Source organism: Bacillus sp. JAS24-2 (assembly GCF_008274905.1).
Taxonomy (GTDB): Bacteria; Bacillota; Bacilli; order Bacillales; family Bacillaceae_G; genus Bacillus_A; species Bacillus_A cereus.
In genome coordinates, this window is sequence record NZ_CP031068.1 from 4492399 (window position 1) to 4512344 (window position 19946).

Genomic DNA, 19946 nt, shown 5'->3' on the forward strand with positions numbered 1-19946 from the left:
TTTAGGCAGGAAATGTAGAAAATGAGGTCGATATATTATGCATTATGATGTTATTGTCATCGGCGGCGGTCCTTCTGGGCTAATGGCTGCAATTGGTGCTGCAGAAGAAGGCGCAAATGTCTTACTTCTTGATAAAGGAAATAAACTTGGGCGTAAACTTGCAATTTCTGGTGGCGGACGCTGTAACGTAACGAACCGTCTACCACTTGATGAAATTGTTAAACATATACCAGGAAACGGTCGCTTCTTATACAGCGCTTTTTCTATTTTTAATAATGAAGATATTATTACATTCTTCGAAAATCTTGGTGTTAAATTGAAAGAAGAAGACCATGGTCGCATGTTCCCTGTGTCAAACAAAGCACAATCTGTTGTAGACGCACTTTTAACACGATTAAAAGACTTAGGTGTAAAAATTCGTACAAATACGCCTGTTGAAACGATTGAATATGAAAATGGTCAAACGAAAGCAGTTATACTGCAAACAGGTGAAGTGTTAGAAACAAATCACGTCGTTATCGCTGTTGGCGGAAAATCAGTTCCTCAAACTGGATCTACTGGAGACGGATATGCTTGGGCTGAAAAAGCGGGTCATACAATCACAGAATTATTCCCAACAGAAGTACCTATCCTTTCAAACGAGCCGTTTATACGTGACCGCTCATTACAAGGCCTTGCTTTACGTGATATAAACTTAAGTGTATTAAACCCGAAAGGAAAAGCTATCATTTCTCACAAAATGGACATGCTCTTCACTCATTTCGGCCTATCCGGACCCGCTGCTCTTCGCTGTAGTCAATTCGTCGTGAAAGCACTGAAAAAGTTTAAAACGAATACAATACAAATGAGTATTGATGCATTGCCAGAGGAAAATAGTGAGCAACTATTTCAGCGCATGCTGAAACAAATGAAAGAAGATCCGAAAAAAGGAATTAAAAACGTTTTAAAAGGTTATGTTCCTGAACGTTACTTCCTATTCTTATTAGAAAAAAATGAAATTGACGGTAGCGAACAAGCTGGACAAGTTTCTCACGAAAAGATTCGTGCACTTGTGAAAGACTTTAAAGAGTTTACTGTGAATGTAAATGGTACGCAGTCAATTGAAAAAGCATTCGTTACTGGCGGCGGTGTATCCGTGAAAGAAATTAACCCGAAAGAAATGTCTTCTAAATTTACGAACGGCTTATATTTCTGCGGAGAAGTTCTTGATATTCACGGTTATACTGGTGGCTATAATATTACATCAGCCCTTGTTACTGGTAGAATTGCCGGAACGACAGCTGGAGAAAACGCGAAAATGCAGTATTAAAAAAAGAAACAGGGATTCCTGTTTCTTTTTTTATAGGTACATGAAATTATATGAGCAATTCCACAAATATATCAGCGATTCCGCAACTTATATCGGCGATTCCCCAAATTTATCAGCGATTCTGCAACTTATATCGGCGATTTTCCAAATTTATCGACTTACCGACAAGAAGCGACAAATATCTGCTCCATGTAACTTTCCATTGCTTTTTTGTTGCTTTATTTACCTTAGTACCTTTATATTTTATATTGTTGAATATTTAAAAAAGGGTAAGGGGAAAACAAATGAGAAAAAAAGTCATGATGTCTTTAATGTTAATGACGTTTCTTTCTGCGGTAGAAGGAACGATTGTTAGTACAGCAATCCCTCGTATAACGAGTGATTTGTCAGGCGTCGAACTTGTTAGTTGGGTATATGCAATTTATATGCTTGCAACAGCTGTTTCGACTCCAATATACGGAAAGCTCGCTGATTTATTTGGCCGTAAAAAAGTTTTACTGATCGGAGCTACAATCTTTTTAGTCGGTTCTGCACTTTGCGGAGTCGTTACATCGATGGAACAATTAATCTTTTTCCGCGCGCTTCAAGGTATCGGTGCTGGTGCTGTTATGCCAATCACAATGACGATTATTGGAGACTTATATAGCGAAGCGAAAGACCGCGCGAAAGCACAAGGTTGGATGAGTGCCGTTTGGGGTGTATCCGGTGTTATCGGACCGTTAGTAGGTGGATTTTTAGTTGATTCCCTTTCTTGGCGCTATATTTTCTTCCTAAACGTTCCATTCGGAATTATCGCTTGCTTAATGATTGCAATTTACTACAAAGAATCTATTAAACCTGCTAAGCATCATATCGATTATCTTGGTGCAACAGTCTTCTCATTAAGTACAATCGCTCTACTATATGCATTATTAACAGGTAGCAGTAAGCAAAACTGGGGAGACATGACAATTATCGGCCTATTAATCTTTGCCGCTATTTCATTTATTATTTTCTTATTCATCGAGAAAAAATCTCCAGAACCATTAATTCCGCTAGCACTTTTCTCTAACCGTACATTATCTACGATAAATATATTAACTCTTATTGCTGGCGCAATGATTATTAGTATTACAATGTACCTTCCAATTTGGAGCCAAGGTGTATTAGGGAAAAATGCTACAGAAGCTGGACTTATTTTAATGCCAATCCCTGTTATGTGGACATTTGGCGCTATTTTCTCTGGTAACTTAGTAGGCAAATTAAAAACGAAACAAATCATTTTACTTGGAGCTAGCATTTTATCAGTCGCTACGTTCTTATTATTTACACTATCAACAAATTCACCATCGTTCCTTATTTATGTAGCAGTCGGATTATTCGGCTTAGGAATGGGGCTTGTGACACCGATTTACATGGTAACAATTCAAGCAGCCGTACCAGCTCATACACGCGGAACAGCCGTTGGTTTAAACACATTTATTAATACATTCAGTCAAACGTTAGGTGCTGCAATCTTTGGAACAATCTTTAATACGATGATTCATGCACGCGGCATTAAAAACCTTGATCTTGTATCTGGTGGACACGGCGGGACTACAGCAAGTGTAGCCACTGAATCACAATCCGCATTAGCAGCAAGTGTACACGTCATTTATATGAGTACTTTCGTATTAGCAGTATGTACATTAATTATCGCTTGGCTTTTATTAAAGCCAGCTACACAAACAAGTGAGCAATAATAAAGAGGATGACCATTTCGGTCATCCTCTTTTTACTCTTCATTCTCCACAATATGTTTCAGCATGGACAATTTATTATCCCAAAAACGTTCATAATACGAGAGCCACTGCTGTAATTCCTCTAATGGCTCTGGATGCAAGCGATATATCTTCTCTCTTCCGCTCTTTCTTCCACTTACTAAATTCGCTTCCGAAAGAATATGAAGGTGCTTTACAACCGCAGTACGACTCATCGGAAAATGATCCGTTATTTTGGAAATCGGTAACTCTTTGTCACTTAATAACCGTATTACTTCTCGGCGGGTTGGATCAGCAATTGCTTGAAATACATCATATTTCGCTGCTGACGAGGACACTTAGCCTTCGACAACCTTTTTCAGTTTTTCATTTACAATCGCTACCCAACCACCGCTCATTCTATCGCGAATAATAGAGCTCTTCGCATTTGCTTTCGGAAGAATTTCATCAGGATGTTTCCAGCCGCCGTGAATTAACGTAAATTCTGTTTTGTTATCTCCTAAGTCTTTCAAATTAAATGAAACAACCCAGCCATCTGTATCCCATGAGAAAGATAAATAGTTTGGCTCATCAATCTCTAACACTTTACATGGTGATGGCCCAAATGGTGATTGCACATGAAATTCATGTCCTACCTCTAATACAAAATCATTTGGCATAAACCATGACGCAATCCCTTCTGCAGTTGATACTACACTCCATACCTTTTGAATAGACGCGTTAAAAACGATTGTTTGTTTAATATCATTTAATGTATTTTGTTGTTCCATTTTCATTCTCCTTTACTCGGCGTTATAACATAACACCTTTTGGTTATACTTCGATAATATAACACCTTTTAGTTTCATGTCAACGCTAATTCTTTTACTGTTGAGAAATTCTCAACATTTTTTCAACAGGACAAACACCCTCTTAGCATTTCCTCATAATATACTCACAAAGGCAATACAAAATAAAAACTTCTCTCAACATGAAACTCCATCATTTATCTTGAGAGAAGCGCCTTACTTATATCATGCGTACTTCGTCTCTCCTCCTTCCCTCAAGGGACAATACGCGAGATATGACAAATCAGAAGGAATATGCCCACCATTTGAGTAGGTAGTTATTTCTCTTCTCCTCAACATTTCCTCAGGAGCGAAATGACTACCGACTCACTTTTTTCAAACAAAAATAAAAAGGGGATGAAAGCTATGTTCTATTGCATTAACTGCTCTGATATTCATCATGAAAAACATCCGAATGATAAAGTATTCAAAAATGGTTTTTATATTGATCCATTTTTAGGTGATCGTTATCACCTTGGTATGTGTAAAGATGCCCAAAATCATGAAACAGGGGAGCCTCTTTTAACGACAAAGAAATTAGGCACACCCCAATCTATTATGAACGTATTACCGACACATGTTGTCCCAACATAAAACATAAAAAAGAGCTGGGTGAGCCAGCTCTTTTTTATGCTTTATAAACGATCATTGCTGAAAAACAATAAATTTGGTTTTCATCGTCGTTAATGGAAACACCAACTTGATACTTAATATCTACAAAGTTGCTATCATCAATCTTTTTCAAAAACACATTCACAGCGTCTTCTAAGTCTTTTTCGTGACTTTCATCAAACACTTTCACACGAATCATGTTAACACCATCCTAGATCGCAGCCCTCCGCCGCTTGATTATTGCCACGGTGCGTATCTATGATGCGATAAAACTTTCCATTCTCATATATATATCCGTCTTCTAACACATATTTTTTATCTTCAGTATAGACATAAAACTTACCTATCATAAATTTACTCGTATATAATTCCAAATAATTTGGTCTAAATTTAGCTACAACTTTATTTGTAATATCAATTTTTATTGTGCGCCCCACCTTCTCTCCCTCCTTTGCAAAGAACGGATTTAGGTATATTGTATTAGCGCTTTTACATTTTATGCTTAAAAATAAGTGGATATGCCTTCTTTCTCACCTGTACTATTTTTCTAAAAAAATCACTATAAAGTGAAACTTTAATCAGCCCGCCCCCCACCTAACTTCTTTGCTTTTTCTAAATTTTGAGATGGGGGTCTTATCGCCCGTTAATGCGGGATAAATATGTTCAAAAAAACATAAAAAAAACCACTCCATATTATTGACTCTAATATAAATGTTATGTTATTATATAAAATTTGACATTTTTACATGCGTATGCTATCATTAAAAGTGGTTACCACATATGGAGGTGGATGATTTGTTTCAAATTGGTGATAAAATCGTTTATCCAATGCACGGTGCAGGAATTATCGAAGCAATTGAAGAGAAAGAAATATTAGGTACTTCACGTCAATATTGTGTGATACGCATCATTAGTAAAGATATGCAAGTAATGCTTCCGATGGAACAATTAAAAAAATCAGGTATTCGTTATATCGTTGATCGAGGTACGTTAGATGATATACTTCTTGAATTTCAAAACGGGGAGTCAGACCCATCACTCTCATGGAAACAAAGATATACAATGAATATGGAAAAAATGAAAAATGGCAATTTACAAGATAGCGCAGAAGTGGTTCGGGATTTACTTCGCCGTAATAAAGAGAGAACATTAAATGCGAGCGAAAAACAAATGCTAGATAATGCACGAAAAATGATGATCAGCGAAGTCGCGCTCGTACAAAATGTTACTGAACATCAAGCAACAGAATTTCTTCAAGATACAATTAATCATTAATTTTAAAATAGCCGAACGCTATTTTTTTTGTAAAAAAGGACAAAGAGATAAAACTCTTTGTCCTTTTCATATTACCCACGCCCAGCTTGAAACGATGGGTATAAAGTCATTCCACCATCTGCAAATAACGTAATTCCAGTTACGTAACTCGCCTCTGATGAAGCAAGCCAAGTTGCTACTGCTGCGATTTCTTCAGGTTTTCCAATATAGCCCATAGGTATCATACTTTCTACGTCAGCACGTTTTTTAGGATCAGCAAACTTTTCGGCATTAATTGGCGTATTAATTGCACCTGGCCCAATATTATTTACTCGAATACCTTTTGGCGCATATTCTAACGCTAGCGTTTCTGTCATCAGTTTAATGCCACCCTTACTTGCTGCATAGTGCACAAATAGTGGCCACGGAATTTTCTCATGAACACTAGACATATTAATGACAGACCCTTTAATATCATGTTCTACAAAATATTTAATCGCTTCACGACTTCCTAAAAAAGCACCTGTTAAATTTGTATTAATTACCCTATTCCAATCTTCAAGCGGCATTTCATGCGACGGTACCGCGTTTTCTATCCCTGCATTATTAATCATAACGTCAAGCGTACCAAACTCTTTCACAGCAGATTGAATGAGATTCACAACATCTGATTCGACGGTTACATCACCTTTTACAGCAATCGCTTCGCCGCCTACCTTTTTAATTTCTTCTAACACATCATTCGCTTCTGATTCTCGTGAGCGATAATTAATAACCACTTTCGCTTTTTCCTTAGCAAACCTCACTCCCATCGCTCTTCCGAGACCAGTTGCTGATCCTGTAATAACGACAACTTTCCCTGCTAAATCACTATACATTTCCATACCTCCTTTAACTTTTGGCTATACCTAACATAATTCCGGCTGCGATAATAAAAACGATACCGACAACGATACCCGTTAATTGACGTTTCGTTTTCTTTTCACCTAATATAAGGATCCCACCAAGCGTGGAAATAATAATTCCCATTTGCGATAGCGAGAAACTTGTTGCGACTCCAACACGCGGCTGTGAAATGAATAAAAACATATTTCCAGCTGCCCAAATTAATCCTGGAATAATATTGCGAATTGCATATTTATTAAATGGATGATGTTTAAAGGTAAGCAAAATCCCACCTAACACCATACCAACTGCTTGTGGCAACAAAGCCGACCAGCCATCTACGTTAAATAACCTAATTACTACTACGTAAACTAAATAACCGACTGTTGAAATTAATAAAATTACGATACCTCTTTTAAAGTTTGCTGCTTGCTCTGCATTCTTTTCTTCTTCACTTTGAAGCGATGTTAAAATAACACCGATAATAATACAAACGAGCGCTAAAACCCCAAGAACGACCGATATTGTCGTGGACCATTCATGAAATACGATAACGCCAAATAAAGTCGTCGCGACTAATTGAAGTCCTGTTGAAATTGGCATCGTCCTCGAAACACCCATTAAATCAATACTTTTCAATTGATTCGCCTGACCAAGCGCCCAAAATAAACCTGACACAACTCCAACTCCGATAACGGTAGGTGTTAATACTGGCTTCATAAAAATATAAACAACAATTGAAAAAATAAGTGCTCCAAATGTTGTTCCGAGCGTTTGACTATACGGGCCCCCGCCCAGTTTTACGTTAAATAGCACAATACTTCCCCAAAATATAGCTGGTAAAATCGCTAAAAATATATCCATCACTCATTACCTTTCTTTACTAAATGCCATAGATTATCACTCTAAGTCGTTAGAGTGAGCTTTTATTTTTTCTTTTTCCCGTTCACAAACTTTTTCTGCAATAGCGTCAGAAACATTCTTTTCTCGCTCCACTTTCTTTATCTTTACGTGATCTAAATGATCTTCCAAAGTAAGCGTAACTTTATCGTTCGGCGGATTATGCGCTCCTTGAAATGTAAGAAATTGTAGCTTCAATTCGTATCTAGGAACAAATTCATCTTTCTTGCCGAGACGCTTTATATCTATAACTGAAGCACATTCATATTGATCTTCTGTCACTTGTCTAATAACTGAATAGTACCTATTTGATAATGCACTCTCTAAAAGCTGTTCTCTTGATTCTTTCGCGAAAGAATCGCTTGGAGAAGAGAAAAAGGCCACACATAGCATTGTGATAACGACACATATTTTTTTCATAGTTCCCTCCTTGTTCTATAGATTAGTGTTCTCAAAACTGCCATAAAAAAACGACTTTCCCTATGTAGGAAAGTCGTTTTAATAAATCCAATATTAACCACCGCTCACTGGTGGAATTAGTGCAACAACATCACCAGATTGGACCCTGTCATCTTCATTTGCGTATTCTTCATTAATCGCAACCATAATTGGCTCTGAAACTGGTACATTATATTCGTTCGCAACAACATCTTTTAACTGTGCAACCGTAATATTTTCTTTCTCTATTTGTAATTCACTTGTCCCTGCTTCTTCTTGCAAGTGCGCAAATAACAATACTCTAATCATACTTATAGCTCCTTCCCAGGCTCTCCCGCCGGATATGGTGTTTTTTCTAATTGATCACCAATCCATGAGTCACCATCTTCCCAAAACTCCTTTTTCCAAATCGGAACAATTTGTTTTATGCGTTCCATAATATATTCGTTCGCTTCATAAGCCGCTTTACGGTGTGGTGTTGAAACAGCAACAACAACCGCTATATCAGAAATTTGCAACGTACCGATGCGATGTGTAATCGCAACATATGTACCTGGCCATTTCTCTTTCACTTCCAAGCCAATTTTCTCTAGCATCTTTTCTGCCATCGTCTTATAAGCAACATACTCTAAGTATAATGTACGACGCCCTTTCGTAAACTCTCTAACCGTTCCAATAAATGTTGTAACAGCACCGCATTCACGTCGAATTACTTTCTTCGTTACTTCTTCAATTGAGATTTCTGTATCAATTACTTCATAATATGTATTTATCATTTCGCACTCCTAACCGTTTGTAAAAACCAGTCTATGTACAACTCTTCTTCTGTTATATGAAATACTTTATATTCTTCTCGTATATTTGCCGGAACATCATACCACGTAATAACCGCCACTATATTTTCTACTTTATGTAAAAGCTCAATGTCTTCCGCAGAACGAAGTAACACTACTTTCGAGTAATTCTCTTTTTTATAGCCTTCTATTAAAATTGTATCCACTTCAAAAAACTCATATAAGCGAATAATTTCTTGCAAGGACCATTTCTTTCTTAGTGAAGAAAGTGAAAGCAATCCAGCACCTTCTACACTACTTACGACAGCACCAGCTTTACGGTGTCTTTCGCTATCTTTTTGCGCTACTTCTGGAAAGCCTCCGTGCCCGTGATGTTTAATTGTAGCAACTTTCATTTTTCGTTCAGCTAATGCATGCACCACTTTCTCAACAAGTGTTGTTTTCCCGCTATTTTGATATCCTACTATTTGTAAGATTGAAGGGGCTTTGCCCATGGCCAATCACATCCCTCAGAGTGCTCTAACAATAATACGGATACTTTCATTCCGGTCTCAAATCCTCTCGTTCCTCCAGGTAACACGATAAAAGCATTCGCATCTGCAAGTGAAGATACCGCACTCGATTTATCTAAACCAACTGGCATCGCTTGTAACGCCCCGTCCACAATTGTTACGTTCGCTCTTACGAAACGAGTAAATGGATTTGGCTTTGGAAAATCTTTTTGTAAAATAGCATCCGCTCTATATACGTGAGGTTCCTTCGCATACAAATACGTTTTTATAATTGGATGCACAAATAATTCAAAGCCTACATAACAAGCAGACGGATTTCCTGATAAACCAAAGAGTAACTTTCCATCAACTTCAGCTACTGTCGTTACACTTCCGGGCCTCATGGCTATCTTATTAAAGAGTACATTTGCCTGTAACCTTTCATAAATAGCTGGTAAGTAGTCATAATCTCCTACTGATACACCGCCTGTTGTAATTAAAATGTCGACCTCATCCACCGCTGATTGAACAGCTGTAAAACATGCATCTAACTCATCCGCGAGTTGACCATAATAACGAACTTTCCCGCCAGCTTTCATAATTTGAGCTGCGATCATATACGAGTTACTATTTCTAATTTTCCCCGGTTCTAACGGCTCATGTACTTCTAATAATTCACTTCCTGTCGTTACAATACCGACAACAGGCTGTTTTACAACTTTCACAGTGCTATATCCAAACGTTGCTAATAAGGCGGCAACACCTGGATTAATTGCAACGCCTTTCTGAACGAGAACTTGATTTTGTTTTATATCTTCTCCTTTAAACGACACATTGTCACCGTTATTAAAAGGGCGTTTTAACTTCATATATGTTTTCCCGTTCTTCTCAAACCCTTCTGTCAGCTCTAGCATTACGACTGCATTGCAATCTTGTGGAATAGCTGCTCCTGTCATAATACGAACCACCTGAAAAGATCCTACTTCTTCTGTAAAAACAGAACCTGCCCCGATTTTTCCTATTACTTCAAATTCAACTGGATTCTCTTGAGTTGCTTCTTTCGTATCTTCTGCTCGAATGGCGAAACCATCGTAAGGGGAACGATCAAAATGAGGAACGTCATGATCTGAGACAACATCTTCCCCGAGAATTCTCCCGTAACTTTCCGTAATAGAAATTTCTTCTACTTCACCATGCTTTGCATATTTCATTACCCGTTCTACTGCCTCAGCAACTTGAATTGGAATTCGTTTTTCTACCATCGTTTCTCACCTCATATTTGCAATTTTTTTTATCTCGATTAAACTTTATATATTCAATAGAAATTACTTCAAGGAGGAATTCCATGTCTTCATTTACACACTTTAATGACCAAGGACGCGCGAAGATGGTTGATATAAGTGACAAAAAAGCAACCGTTCGAACAGCAATTGCGTGCTCTAGCATTGTCGTTACGAAAGAAATTTACGATAAAATCTCTCACAATGAAATTGGGAAAGGTGACGTATTAGCAGTTGCGCAAATCGCAGGCATTATGGCTGCGAAACGAACTTCTGATATTATCCCAATGTGCCATCCTTTACTATTAAAAGGTGTTGACGTTTCTTTCGATTGGAAACAATCAGAAGAACAATATCGTTTACTCATTGAAGTAAAAGTTAAAACAGAAGGTAGCACCGGTGTTGAAATGGAAGCTTTAACAGCTGCTTCGGCTACCGCTCTTACTGTGTATGATATGTGTAAAGCTGTCGATAAAGGTATGATTATCGGCGAAACCTACTTACTTGAAAAAACAGGCGGAAAAAGTGGAGATTATACGAGAAATTCATAATCCTTTCTCCGTTGAACCTAAAGGATTCCCTTTAGGTTCAACCTATATATCTTGCATATAAACTTTTCGCTACATTTATATCATTCGTCCCATGAATGAAAACTCTGCCATCTGTAAATAAAACAAAACGATATTCTTCTACCGGAAACGACAATAAATAAGGTGTCGCCTTTATCTCTACGCTTCTTTGTAAGCGCTTTTTAATTTCTTCCAAATTAAAATTCTTCCGCACACCTGGACGAATTTGCACTGTATTTCGCCCACATAACACTTCTGTTTTCGTTTGTGCTTCAAATGTTAAACTCGGATATGTACGTAACCTTCCGCAAGATAAACAAGTATCTTTTTTCTGCCTATTCACTTTAAATGCCATCTGTTGATTATTCCAAAGATCAAATGATAACATCGTTTCACGAAGCGCTCCGTAGTCTTCTACTAATATTTTCAGCGCTTCCGTAGTTTGATGCGCAACTACTAATTGTACTGCCGGTTGTATAATACCAGCTGTGTCACATGTTGCTCCGCTCGCCGGATGCTCCATTAAACAGCGAAAACACGGTGTTTTCCCTGGTAAAATTGTATACGTTACTCCGTAGCTTCCAACGCACCCACCATATATCCACGGAATATTATACTTTTGTGAAATATCATTAATGAGAAGACGCGTTTCAAAATTATCTGTCGCATCTAATATTAAATCTACATCATTCACTAATTCTTCCATTTCTTGCACCGTTACATCTGTCACAACCGGATTTATTTCCACTTCAGAATTAATCGCTCTTAAATGCTCTGCTGCCGCTACCGCCTTCGGTTTATACTGCTTTGCATCTTCTTCTGTATATAGTTGTTGTCTTTGTAAATTACTCCATTCTACATAATCACGATCAGCAATCGTTACTTTTCCAACACCCGCTCTAACAATCGCTTCTGCATTTGCCGCACCGAGAGCACCAGCACCAATAATAAGCACATGCTTCTCTCTTATTTTTCTCTGTCCTTCTTCTCCAACACCAGAAAATAATATTTGTCTTGAATATCGCTCCTGCATGCGATACCCCCCTTTCTTATCCTCCTATATAAGACATTTCGATTTTCGGACGATTTTTTGCACTTTCTTCTGTTCGTTCATCCGAATACCTATCTTTTCTATTCATCCATACATCTTGTATAACACTTAATAACTCCTCATCCGAAAGATTTCCTCTAAGAAGTTCTCTTACATCCAAACCCTCTGTCGCAAATAAGCACGTATAAAACTTTCCATCTGCCGAAATTCTCGCCCTCGTACAAGAGACACAAAATGACTCAGAAACAGATGTAATAAAACCAACTTCAACATTTGTTCCAACGTACCGATATCGCTTCGCAACTTCACCAAAGTAATGCGCTTCAGCTGGCTCAAGCGGATACACCTTATGAATCATCTCAATCAATTCTCGTTTTGTAACGACTTGATCAAAATTCCACCCATTTGTACTACCAACATCCATAAACTCAATAAACCGAAGCGTGATTCCTTGCTCTTTAAAATACGCAGCCATCGGTAGTACTTGATGATCGTTCATCCCTTTTTTCACAACCATATTTACCTTTACTTCCAAGCCCGCCTCTTTAGCTGCTATAATTCCCTTAATTACCGGTTTCGTATTAATATTTCGACCATTAATATTCTTAAATATGTCATCATCTATCGCATCTAAACTAACATTCACTCTATGTAATCCAGCTTCTTTTAATGCCTTCGCTTGTTTCGTTAAATGAATAGCATTTGTCGTTAACCCTATATCTATTAGCCCATCAATTTTCACAAGACGTGCAATAAGTTTTGTTAAATCTTTACGAAGCAGTGGCTCACCGCCAGTAAGTCTAATTTTCCGTACACCGATGCTAACAAATAATTTTGCCAAACGCTCAATTTCATCAAAAGTTAGTAAAAACTCGTCTTTCAAAAAAGCATATTCTGGCCCAAATATTTCCGCTGGCATACAATATGTACATCTAAAATTGCAACGATCAATGACAGATATACGTAAATCTTGAAGTGGGCGTCCAAAAAAATCTTTAACCATCTCCTGCATCGCCACCCTCCCTTTCTGCCAAATTTCTTTCTTTTCATTCTATTATAATATATTTTCGAACTGCGATGTTTTTGCTCAAGTGAATAAAGTGAAACTTTAAATAATTAGAGGGGATTCACTCCCCCTGGTTAACGAGGTTTACTTACAAATACAAAGATAAAAAAACCTTGAAACATAAAAGCTTCAAGGTTCTCTGCTTATTAACTTAATCTAATAATAGTCAGGGTAGCCCCTGGCGTTGCTGTAGATAATGTAGCTATTGCAACTACTCCAAATAACTGTAAGCTAACAGCAGCTCCAGCAGGCAAGTTAGCAATTATTGTTGCACTAAATGAACCAGTAGCAACTGTCGGAGCATTTATCGTTCCCGCAAGCGGACTGCCATTTACAGTTATACGAGAACTTACAAGTAATCCTGCCGTTAGATTAATTGTATAAGCTATATAATAATTCCCTGCATTCGCAACTGTAAATACAGTATTTCCTCCACTAACAGTAATTCCTGGACCAATATTTTGATTGTTCGGTAATGGTACATTCGTGCCACCTAATAAAACAGAAATAGCGGTTCCTGATGTATTATTCGCAAATGCATATGTTGCAGTTGTACTAACTCCAGTCGCCCCGGTCGCTCCAGTGGCTCCAGCTCCGGTTGGACCTGTATCTCCAGTTGGGCCTTGTGAACCGGTTGCTCCTGTAGCCCCCGTTGGACCTTGGATTCCTTGCGGGCCTTGAATTCCTTGTGGGCCTTGAATTCCTTGGAGACCTGTCGCTCCGGTTGCTCCTGTAGCTCCCGTTGGACCTTGAATTCCTTGCGGGCCTTGAATTCCTTGTGGGCCTTGAATTCCTTGGGGACCTGTCGCTCCGGTTGCTCCTGTAGCTCCCGTTGGACCTTGAATTCCTTGCGGGCCTTGAATTCCTTGTGGACCTTGAATCCCTTGTGGACCTGTCGCTCCGGTTGCTCCTGTAGCTCCCGTTGGACCTTGAATTCCTTGCGGGCCTTGAATTCCTTGCGGGCCTTGTGGGCCGGTCGGACCTATGTCACCTTGTGGACCTTGGATTCCCTGTGGGCCTTGTGCTCCTGTTGCTCCTGTCGCTCCTTGGATTCCTTGAGGACCTTGAATTCCTTGCGGGCCGGTTGGACCTATGTCGCCTTGTGGGCCTTGAATTCCTTGGGGACCTTGTGCTCCGGTTGCCCCCGTTACTCCTTGGATTCCTTGAGGACCTTGAATACCCTGTGGACCGGTTGGACCTATCTCTCCTTGAACACCTTGGATTCCTTGCGGGCCCTGTAAACCCGTCACTCCGGTTGCTCCCGTTGCTCCTGTCGCTCCTGTCACTCCAGTTGAGCCTGTCGCCCCGGTATCTCCTGTTACTCCTGTCGCACCTGTTGCTCCTGTCGGGCCAGGTGGTCCACCTGATGGACCTGTCACTCCTGTCGGACCTGATGGCCCCGTTGGGCCGGTCGGTCCTGCTGGTCCTCCTGACGGACCAGTCACTCCTGTTGGACCGGTAGTTCCTTCTCCCGTCGCTCCGGTTGCCCCCGTATCTCCTGTTGCTCCCGTCGGACCTTGTATCCCTTGAATTCCTTGTGGGCCTTGCACTCCTTGTGCACCTGTTGCTCCTTGAATCCCTTGAATTCCTTGCACTCCCTGTGTCCCCATCGGACCGGTTGGACCAATCACCCCTTGTATACCTTGCACTCCTTGGGGGCCCTCTGGACCGGTTGCTCCTATTTCCCCTTGTATCCCTTGAATTCCAGTTGCTCCTTGTGCTCCAGTTGCTCCCGTTATCCCTTGCACACCTTGGATTCCCTGTATTCCTTGTGGACCTTGTGGGCCTGTTGCTCCTACCGGTCCTTGAATGCCTTGTATCCCCTGAGGACCCTCTGGACCCGTTGCTCCAACTGGCCCTTGAACACCTTGTATTCCTTGCGGGCCCTGAAGTCCTTCTGGGCCTTCTGGACCTGTTGGACCTATTTCTCCTTGTATCCCTTGGATTCCAGTTGGACCTTGTGGCCCAGTCGGACCTATGTCACCTTGCGGACCTTGGATTCCCTGTGGACCTTGTGCTCCTGTTCCCCCTGTCGCTCCTTGGATTCCTTGAGAACCTTGTGGGCCTTGAATTCCTTGTGGGCCGGTTGGACCTATGTCGCCTTGTGGGCCTTGAATCCCTTGCGGACCTTGATCTCCAGTGGCCCCCGTTACTCCTTGAATTCCTTGGGGACCTTGAACACCTTGGGGACCCGTCGGACCTATCTCTCCCTGCACACCTTGGATTCCTTGCGGACCTTGCAAACCCGTCACTCCGGTTGCTCCCGTTTCTCCTGTCGCTCCTGTCACTCCAGTTGAGCCTGTCGCCCCAGTATCTCCTGTTACTCCTGTCGCCCCGGTTACTCCTGTCGGGCCAGGTGGTCCACCTGATGGACCTGTTACTCCCGCCGGACCTGATGGCCCCGTTGGGCCGGTCGGTCCTGCTGGTCCTCCAGATGGTCCTGTTACCCCTGTTGGACCGGTTACTCCTGTTGGACCTGTAGTGCCTTCCCCTGTCGCCCCAGTTGCTCCCGTATCTCCTGTTGCCCCCGTCGGACCTTGGATTCCTTGAATTCCCTGTGGACCTTGCACTCCTTGTGCGCCCGTCGCTCCTTGAATTCCTTGTACTCCTTGCACACCTTGGGGACCCATCGGACCTGTTGGACCAATCTCCCCTTGAGCACCTTGCACTCCTTGGGGACCCTCTGGACCCGTTGCTCCTATTTCCCCTTGTATCCCTTGAATTCCAGTTGCTCCTTGTACTCCAGTTGTTCCCGTTATCCCTTGCACACCTTGTATTCCCTGTATTCCTTGTGGACCTGTTGCTCCTACCGGTCCTTGAATACCTTGTATCCCCTGAGGACCCTCTGGACCCGTCGCTCCAACTGGACCTGGCACACCTTGAATTCCTTGCGGCCCCTGAAGTCCCTCTGGGCCTTCTGGACCTGTTGGTCCTATATCACCCATCGGACCTTGTATCCCTTGAACTCCCTGTGGCCCTGTTGCTCCTGATGGCCCTGGTACTCCTTGTATTCCTTGTGGACCTTGATCTCCTGTTGCCCCTGTTGCCCCTTGAGGCCCTATAGCCCCCTGTATACCTTGTGGACCTTGATCTCCTGTTGCTCCCGTTGCCCCTTGAATACCTTGAACTCCTTGTATTCCTTGTTCACCAGTTACTCCCGTCGGACCAGGAATACCTTGAATACCCTGCGGACCTTCTGGACCTGTTGGCCCAATTGGCCCTTGAATCCCTTGGATTCCTTGCAAGCCCTGTGCTCCCGTGCTTCCAGTCGGACCTGTACTTCCCGTTGCTCCTGTTACCCCTGTACTTCCTGTAGCTCCAGTATTCCCAGTTGCTCCAGTCGCACCTGTACTTCCACTCGGTCCACCGCCCGGACCTGTCGCACCAGTCGGCCCCGTCGGACCAGGAGGTCCTCCAGATGGTCCAGTTATCCCAGTTGGACCTGTTATTCCAGTCGGGCCTGTTATCCCCTGACCAGTTGCTCCGGTTGCACCTGTATTTCCACTCGGTCCTTGTGTTCCTTGTATCCCTTGTGCTCCTTGTATTCCTTGTGGACCAGTTACACCCGGTAACCCTTGGACGCCTTGTATTCCTTGAGGTCCCTCAGGTCCCGTCGCTCCAATTGGCCCCTGTAATCCCTGTATCCCTTGTATACCTTGTGCCCCAGTCGCTCCCGTTGGACCAATCGGACCTTGTAACCCTTGCACCCCTTGAGGTCCTGTCGCTCCAGTTTCTCCTTGTGGTCCTCTCAATCCTTGTGGGCCCTGCTGTCCTTCTGGTCCAGTTGCACCTATTGGCCCAACTGATCCTTGTATCCCTTGCACACCTTGAGGTCCTGTCGGGCCCATCTCCCCCATCGGACCTTGTAATCCTCTTGGTCCTTGAGGTCCTGTTGGGCCTTGTGGACCGGTTGGACCAGTAATCCCTATACCTGTAAACCCAGTTGGAACAGGGGGGAAAGTAGGCCCAATAAGTTCGGGTGGAATTCTAAAATTAGAGCTTAACGAATTTTGCTTCCGATTATTATCACGATTATTATCACGATTCTTCACACTTTCACCACCTACAAACCATCTTTTTCATAATAAATAAGCCTCTTCTTAATCTATTTACAAAAATAATTTCCAAGACTATTTTTATTTTAAATAATAAAAACTCCCTTAATTTCTTAAGGGAGTCCTGCAATTGAATCCATATTATCTGTATTAGGGACAGCTTGCGCTATACTCGATGTATTTACATTTTGCCCCATATTTGCTCCTGTTACAGTACCAGCAGGAGTGCCCCTTGTATACGTCGTCGTCACCGAATCTCCCGGCTGTAAACAAAGCTTCGTCTCCGTCCCTATTACTGTAACAACATCAATCCAAGTACACCCCATTGAACCACTATATGATTTCGAAGCAGTAAATGAAGTGTCACTCAAATTATCACCGGTAAATATATTTCCAGTGTTATTCACAATAACAAACTCTTTTATATGAGCAGGCATAATTACACTCTACCTTTCCTCTATGAACCTAACGTACGTGTACTCGTTGCCAAAGGCGGAAGAAATACTGATGTTCTAATGACCGCTTCTGGCTGCCTTTTTCCATTTAAAAAAATAGCCGCACTTGATCCTCCAGCACCTGCATATACTTTTGCTACAGCTAAAGGTGAGAGATCATAACAGTCACCGACATTAACAGCTCCTGTATTATTAATAATTTTTACTTTACGCAAATTAATCCCCATTTACCCCTCCTCCTTTTTATACTGTATGCAAAAGAAAAAAACTTGAAACAGACTCGTTTCAAGTTTTTTTCAATTAACTATTTCGTTTCACCTTCATATTGAAGCATACCGCCAACCATGTTCACTGTTTTAAACCCTTGTTCATTTAAATAATGACATACATTTTCACTGCGCATTCCTGAACGACAAATAAAGATATATTCATTCTCTTTATTAAAGAAATCTACTTTATGTGGGATATCCCCCATTTTAATATGTACAGCTTCTGGAATCTTTCCTGCCGCTACTTCTTCATCTTCTCTTACATCTACTAAAAATAACGTTTCTCCATTTTCTAAACGCTCTTGCACCTCTTCTGTAGTAATTGTTTTAACTTCTGTCATATGTAGTTCCTCCTTATATACAATAAAACCTTTAGTTTCTTTTTCACAAACATTCTCTACCAATTTTAGCATGCAAAAGAAAGAACGCAAAGAATCGAAAAGCTATTTCTCAATTTTCTCGTAAAACTTATTCTTTACAAACATAACTAGCACATTGTATCCTCAATATACTTGTTTTATGAAAGGAGTCGATTAAAATGACGCTTTTTCTTTTCATTATAGGCATTGTGTTCTTACTCGCTGCAATTATTGTACTTAGTATGAAAAATAATAAAAAGATAAAATCGCCACAAGAAATGTCATTCTTATTTCTATTGCTTAGCATAGCGTTTTTCGGTATAGCAATTGCTACATATATTTTCCGTCTACAAATCATGTGAAAAAAGGTGCCTACTTCAAACACTGCACCTTTTCCCCATCATTTTCCTTCTACACAAAACTAGATACTTTCCGATTCAAAAATTCATAAACTTTCTTTTCGAATAAATGAATATCCAATGCTCCTGCCATATGCCCATTTATACTTTCTATCTCATATACTTCCGCATATTTTCCTTGTTTTTGCAAAATATCAACCATTTTATAATTATAACGAGACGGCTGAAGCAAATCTTGTTTACACGGAATCATAAGTACATTCGCTTCTATGTTAGAAAGAGATTCTTCTAGTGAAGAAAACCCATGTGCAATATCATGCAATAAAACTGCCTTCGCAGTATATATCCATGAATTTGCATCTACTAACTCCATACTTCTATATGTCGCTTTATTTATTTCTTTTTCAAATGATGTTAGTGTAGCAAACTTTTCATAAGGTTCTATCTCTATACTATTACGAGGAAATGCCATTTCATAAAAATGCTCATCAAACGCGTTCATAAACATCATTCTATTTGCTAAATGAAGCCCCTTTATCGGCTGCTGTTCTCCATATTTCCCCTCTTTCCAACTTGGATCCAGTTGAATTGCTTCAATCGCATTTTGCGCTACGTTTACTGACGTAATAATTGGATTTTGTGGGTTCGTAATAACGCCAATCATCCGCTCTACCATATGTGGATAGTGAACCGCCCATTGTTGTGCAATCATCCCCCCCGCCGACGGTCCGATTACAGCGTGTAACCTTGAAATTCCCATACCTTTTATTAACTCATATTGCACACAAGCTACATCAAGAAATGTAAAAATCGGAAAATCCATAGCATATTCTTCTCCAGTTTCTGGATTAATTGATTTCGGTCCTGTTGTAATTACATATGGATTCCTCACCTGCACATTACAAAGATTATCCGTACATATAACAAAATACTTATTTGTATCAATTGCTTTTCCAGGTCCAATTAGCCCATCCCACCAACCAGACTCCTCATCATGCACTGTATATTTTCCTGCCGCATGACTTGTTGCACTAAAATAATGACAAACCAAAATCACATTTGACCTTTCTCTATTTAAAGTGCCATATGTCTCGTATCCCATTTGAACAGGAATTTCTCTGCCATTTTCAAACGTAAACCCTTTTAAAACAAACTTCTCCTTTTTTACAATTTGCACAGACTCTCCCTCTCCCCGTTATAGTATGAACTGCTTACTAAAGTTTTTTTCTATGCA

General features: G+C 40.7%; 24 protein-coding genes. 6 read left to right on the forward strand and 18 right to left on the reverse strand.

From position 1 onward, the window contains the following. The first annotated feature begins 37 nt into the window (after nt 1-37). Both DN407_RS23300 and DN407_RS23305 read left to right on the forward strand, forming a co-directional pair. Nucleotides 38-1309: a BaiN/RdsA family NAD(P)/FAD-dependent oxidoreductase gene (locus DN407_RS23300; RefSeq protein WP_000558859.1), complete on the forward strand. Its 1272-nt coding sequence runs from the start codon at nt 38-40 to the stop codon at nt 1307-1309. Nucleotides 1310-1593: 284 nt separating this feature from the next. Then, complete coding sequence (locus DN407_RS23305) at nt 1594-3030, forward strand: MDR family MFS transporter (protein WP_149216661.1); 1437 nt, start codon at nt 1594-1596, stop codon at nt 3028-3030. 32 nt (nt 3031-3062) lie between these two features. On the opposite strand, the gene DN407_RS23310 is transcribed toward DN407_RS23305, so the two are convergent. Beyond that, nucleotides 3063-3386 (reverse strand): ArsR/SmtB family transcription factor, encoded by a 324-nt coding sequence (locus DN407_RS23310; protein ID WP_000098837.1) that lies wholly within the window; start codon nt 3384-3386, stop codon nt 3063-3065. Further along, complete coding sequence (locus tag DN407_RS23315) at nt 3387-3818, reverse strand: SRPBCC family protein (RefSeq protein ID WP_000437770.1); 432 nt, start codon at nt 3816-3818, stop codon at nt 3387-3389. A gap of 423 nt (nt 3819-4241) precedes the next feature. On the opposite strand from DN407_RS23315, the gene DN407_RS23320 reads away from it, so the two are divergent. After that, nucleotides 4242-4469, forward strand: coding sequence for a DUF3973 domain-containing protein (locus tag DN407_RS23320; protein WP_000498988.1), 228 nt, complete (start codon nt 4242-4244; stop codon nt 4467-4469). Nucleotides 4470-4503: 34 nt separating this feature from the next. Here DN407_RS23320 and DN407_RS23325 read toward each other — a convergent pair whose 3' ends face one another. After that, complete coding sequence (locus DN407_RS23325) at nt 4504-4686, reverse strand: sporulation protein Cse60 (protein ID WP_000621751.1); 183 nt, start codon at nt 4684-4686, stop codon at nt 4504-4506. Nucleotide 4687: 1 nt separating this feature from the next. Further along, the gene (locus DN407_RS23330; RefSeq protein ID WP_000533804.1) at nt 4688-4924 is read right to left on the reverse strand and encodes a DUF2553 family protein; all 237 of its coding nucleotides are present in this window, start codon (nt 4922-4924) and stop codon (nt 4688-4690) included. A 343-nt stretch (nt 4925-5267) separates the two neighbouring features. On the opposite strand from DN407_RS23330, the gene DN407_RS23335 reads away from it, so the two are divergent. Beyond that, on the forward strand, nt 5268-5762 hold the full coding sequence (locus tag DN407_RS23335; RefSeq protein ID WP_000451446.1) for a CarD family transcriptional regulator: 495 nt from the start codon (nt 5268-5270) through the stop codon (nt 5760-5762). Between the two features lie 71 nt (nt 5763-5833). Here DN407_RS23335 and DN407_RS23340 read toward each other — a convergent pair whose 3' ends face one another. The 7 genes from DN407_RS23340 to moeA all read right to left on the reverse strand — a co-directional run bounded on the left by DN407_RS23340 (nt 5834) and on the right by moeA (nt 10511). Next, a complete protein-coding gene (locus tag DN407_RS23340) occupies nt 5834-6619 on the reverse strand; it encodes a glucose 1-dehydrogenase (RefSeq protein ID WP_000286673.1) in 786 nt (261 codons plus the stop codon). 13 nt (nt 6620-6632) lie between these two features. Continuing rightward, nucleotides 6633-7490 (reverse strand): glucose uptake protein GlcU, encoded by an 858-nt coding sequence (gene glcU, locus DN407_RS23345; protein WP_000350867.1) that lies wholly within the window; start codon nt 7488-7490, stop codon nt 6633-6635. A 36-nt stretch (nt 7491-7526) separates the two neighbouring features. Continuing rightward, on the reverse strand, nt 7527-7946 hold the full coding sequence (locus tag DN407_RS23350; protein WP_000717677.1) for a DUF3888 domain-containing protein: 420 nt from the start codon (nt 7944-7946) through the stop codon (nt 7527-7529). A 93-nt stretch (nt 7947-8039) separates the two neighbouring features. Next, nucleotides 8040-8273 (reverse strand): molybdopterin converting factor subunit 1, encoded by a 234-nt coding sequence (moaD, locus tag DN407_RS23355; RefSeq protein WP_000621778.1) that lies wholly within the window; start codon nt 8271-8273, stop codon nt 8040-8042. Nucleotides 8274-8275: 2 nt separating this feature from the next. Further along, nucleotides 8276-8740, reverse strand: coding sequence for a molybdopterin synthase catalytic subunit MoaE (moaE, locus tag DN407_RS23360; protein ID WP_000611226.1), 465 nt, complete (start codon nt 8738-8740; stop codon nt 8276-8278). Beyond that, nucleotides 8737-9252 (reverse strand): molybdopterin-guanine dinucleotide biosynthesis protein B, encoded by a 516-nt coding sequence (gene mobB / locus DN407_RS23365; RefSeq protein ID WP_000513645.1) that lies wholly within the window; start codon nt 9250-9252, stop codon nt 8737-8739. Before mobB ends, moaE begins: the two co-directional genes overlap by 4 nt. After that, complete coding sequence (moeA, locus tag DN407_RS23370; RefSeq protein ID WP_149216662.1) at nt 9222-10511, reverse strand: molybdopterin molybdotransferase MoeA; 1290 nt, start codon at nt 10509-10511, stop codon at nt 9222-9224. Before moeA ends, mobB begins: the two co-directional genes overlap by 31 nt. A gap of 83 nt (nt 10512-10594) precedes the next feature. Here moeA and moaC point away from each other — a divergent pair, with 83 nt between their 5' ends. Beyond that, nucleotides 10595-11080: a cyclic pyranopterin monophosphate synthase MoaC gene (gene moaC, locus DN407_RS23375; RefSeq protein ID WP_000094146.1), complete on the forward strand. Its 486-nt coding sequence runs from the start codon at nt 10595-10597 to the stop codon at nt 11078-11080. 37 nt (nt 11081-11117) lie between these two features. On the opposite strand, the gene DN407_RS23380 is transcribed toward moaC, so the two are convergent. The 6 genes from DN407_RS23380 to DN407_RS23410 all read right to left on the reverse strand — a co-directional run bounded on the left by DN407_RS23380 (nt 11118) and on the right by DN407_RS23410 (nt 18335). Continuing rightward, nucleotides 11118-12131: a molybdopterin-synthase adenylyltransferase MoeB gene (locus tag DN407_RS23380; protein WP_149216663.1), complete on the reverse strand. Its 1014-nt coding sequence runs from the start codon at nt 12129-12131 to the stop codon at nt 11118-11120. A 16-nt stretch (nt 12132-12147) separates the two neighbouring features. Further along, the gene (moaA, locus tag DN407_RS23385) at nt 12148-13161 is read right to left on the reverse strand and encodes a GTP 3',8-cyclase MoaA (protein WP_001157117.1); all 1014 of its coding nucleotides are present in this window, start codon (nt 13159-13161) and stop codon (nt 12148-12150) included. A gap of 200 nt (nt 13162-13361) precedes the next feature. Further along, on the reverse strand, nt 13362-17267 hold the full coding sequence (locus DN407_RS23395; protein WP_149216664.1) for a BclA-related collagen-like exosporium protein: 3906 nt from the start codon (nt 17265-17267) through the stop codon (nt 13362-13364). Between the two features lie 116 nt (nt 17268-17383). Further along, a complete protein-coding gene (locus DN407_RS23400) occupies nt 17384-17707 on the reverse strand; it encodes a hypothetical protein (RefSeq protein WP_001110848.1) in 324 nt (107 codons plus the stop codon). 20 nt (nt 17708-17727) lie between these two features. After that, a complete protein-coding gene (locus tag DN407_RS23405; protein ID WP_000512465.1) occupies nt 17728-17952 on the reverse strand; it encodes a spore germination protein in 225 nt (74 codons plus the stop codon). Nucleotides 17953-18029: 77 nt separating this feature from the next. Beyond that, a complete protein-coding gene (locus DN407_RS23410; RefSeq protein WP_000141207.1) occupies nt 18030-18335 on the reverse strand; it encodes a rhodanese-like domain-containing protein in 306 nt (101 codons plus the stop codon). A gap of 197 nt (nt 18336-18532) precedes the next feature. On the opposite strand from DN407_RS23410, the gene DN407_RS23415 reads away from it, so the two are divergent. Then, nucleotides 18533-18715, forward strand: coding sequence for a hypothetical protein (locus DN407_RS23415; protein ID WP_000171881.1), 183 nt, complete (start codon nt 18533-18535; stop codon nt 18713-18715). 49 nt (nt 18716-18764) lie between these two features. Here the strand turns inward: DN407_RS23415 and DN407_RS23420 are convergent, their stop codons facing one another. Continuing rightward, nucleotides 18765-19889, reverse strand: a complete 1125-nt coding sequence (locus tag DN407_RS23420) for a homoserine O-acetyltransferase family protein (RefSeq protein ID WP_001167634.1) — start codon at nt 19887-19889, stop codon at nt 18765-18767. Between the last annotated feature and the right edge of the window lie 57 nt (nt 19890-19946).